This is a genomic window from Paenibacillus sp. IHB B 3415, assembly GCF_000802655.2.
GTDB classification, from domain to species: domain Bacteria; phylum Bacillota; class Bacilli; order Paenibacillales; family Paenibacillaceae; genus Paenibacillus_AQ; species Paenibacillus_AQ phytohabitans.
Genome location: NZ_JUEI01000168.1, coordinates 1 through 2078, shown reverse-complemented (window position 1 = coordinate 2078; position 2078 = coordinate 1). Strand labels below are relative to the sequence as shown.

The 2078-nt window shown below is 57.5% G+C and carries 1 protein-coding gene and 1 pseudogene; both read right to left on the bottom strand.

The genetic code is table 11. The features are described from left to right. Window positions 1–324: 324 nt before the first annotated feature. On the bottom strand, window positions 325–1284 hold the full coding sequence (locus QW71_RS35885; protein ID WP_039310759.1) for a D-alanyl-D-alanine carboxypeptidase family protein: 960 nt from the start codon (window positions 1282–1284) through the stop codon (window positions 325–327). Window positions 1285–1484: 200 nt separating this feature from the next. Continuing rightward, window positions 1485–2078 (bottom strand): annotated as a pseudogene (locus QW71_RS35880) (hypothetical protein); the annotation flags it as partial.

The following is a 2078-nucleotide window of genomic DNA, read 5'->3' as shown; positions in this document are numbered from 1 at the left end:
ATTTTCATTCTAGGAGGTGACGCCGAGGCGTCATGGAAGTTTATACAACATTTTTGGATTTGTGCCGAAAGGATGAAGGAAATGTTGTATTTTGGGCAGGATTTTGTATAAAGTTACTCTGTTTCTGCACCAGATAGCTGATGAATCGAGGAATTCCAACGACAACTACGGCAACCACAGCAAATACGGCCATTACGTAAATGTGGCAACTACGGCAACAGCAGACGCCCGGAGGTCCAACTATTCACAGACTGAAGGGTAGATATAGAATAAAACCACAAAAAGACCCCGTGAACCACGGGGCCGGCTGTCATCGATTTCACATTAATTCGACACCGGAACGGCATCATAATATTCTTCGAGGGTAATCCCTCTCTCCGATACGGACGCGGCAATCTCCTTGCCTACATAACGGACATGCCAAGGCTCATAAATATATCCGGTGATCGCCTGCTTGCCTTCGAGGAACCGGATAATATATCCGTACTCAGCGGCATGATCCGCAAGCCATTCTGCTTCCTTCGTACCGGCAAAGCAGCTTTCCGCCGCACATTTGCCGTCACTGCCGGACAGGTCAATCGCCAGACCCGTCTGATGCTCGCTGTGTCCGGGCAACGCACTGTAGGTGCGGGCTTTCTCTTCGCCGTCCCGGGCTACATAGTTATTGAACAGCCTTCTCTGGGTCGCTTCCGAACGGTAGCCGGATACGCCTGCCAGATAAATACCGTCCTTCTTCGCTCCGGCAAACATCTCCTCCAGCGCCGTGGCAGCTTCACGCCGCAGCATCCGCTTCTCGATCTTCTCCGAGAATATAAAAGGCACATCAGGATAGACCAGATCGGCCGGCTTATATTTATCAGGCAGTCTGTACTGCTTATTAACCATAACCGCGATACTCTCCGGTTCGGCGGCAACCATCTCTGCATCACCATTGCTGCCCGAATCCGTAGCTGCCGGCTTATCTGTAGGGGCAGGCTTGTCCGTTGGTTCCGGAGTCCCGGCCGCATTATTCTCCCCGCTCGTTGAATCCGCAGGCGCTTCTGTTACAGCCGGTGTAGGCTCAGTCCCCGTATTGTTGCCGGAGCCCTGCTCCTGGAAGTCCGGAGCTGCGCTTGGCAGTGCTGAAGTCTCCGGCGCCGTACCCGGCCCGGCCCCGAGATCGGTACCTGTATTTATATTCGTTCCGTCTTCCCGGGAAGCGGACGGGCTAGTATACTTCCCGATTCCCCAGCCGACGGCAATGACAACGATGAACAAGATGACAATCTTGGTGGTTCTGGACATATGCGGTTTCGTTCCTCCTAAAAATTCTATATTCTTTCTAAAAGCTTAGTTACATTATTAGACAAGCTGAAGGGCCGAAATGTTTCAGTCCGGACTGATAAATGTGCAGCAGCCCCTAAAACAAATATTACCATAGAACAATTAGCCGATACGCTAACCGCCCTATGGTAACAAGTTTCACTTATGAATGTAAAGCGCCTTTATCTGGATGAGCCGCGTCCGCCGCGTGAACCGCCGCCGGAGCCGCCACTGCGTCCGCCCCGCGATGAGGTTCCGCCGCTGCTGCGTCCGCCCGAGCTGAAGCCGCCTTTGCCGCCCTTGGAGCCGCCGCCGGCACTATAACCGCCGCGTGAGCTGCCGCCTTTGGAAGCGGGCGCGCCTGAGCCGCCGCCTTCATTGCTGCGGGCTACATGCGCCCGGAATTTCGGGCTCGACTTCGCGCCGCCCGGGTTGTACCCGGCACCAGAGCCGGCGCCCTTCGAAGCACCATAGCTGAATCCGCCGGCATCCGCGCCTCTGGATACATTGGTGCTGTAGCCGCTGCTCGGGCCGCCGCTTCTGGCGCCGCCGCCCTTATTGCCGCCGCGTCCGCCTGCGGCATTCGCTCCAGCCGCATAACCCGGGGCCGGGCTGCTGTCGCCGCCGCTGGCGAAGGCGCCGTAGCCGCCGCCCGGTCTTGGCTTCGCCGCGCTCTTGCCGGCGGAGTCGCCTCCCCGCGGAGCCGCAGCCGCGCTGTACGCACTGCGCTTGCCGCCACCGCCTGCCGCGTCCTTACGGCTGCGGCTTCCGCCTTC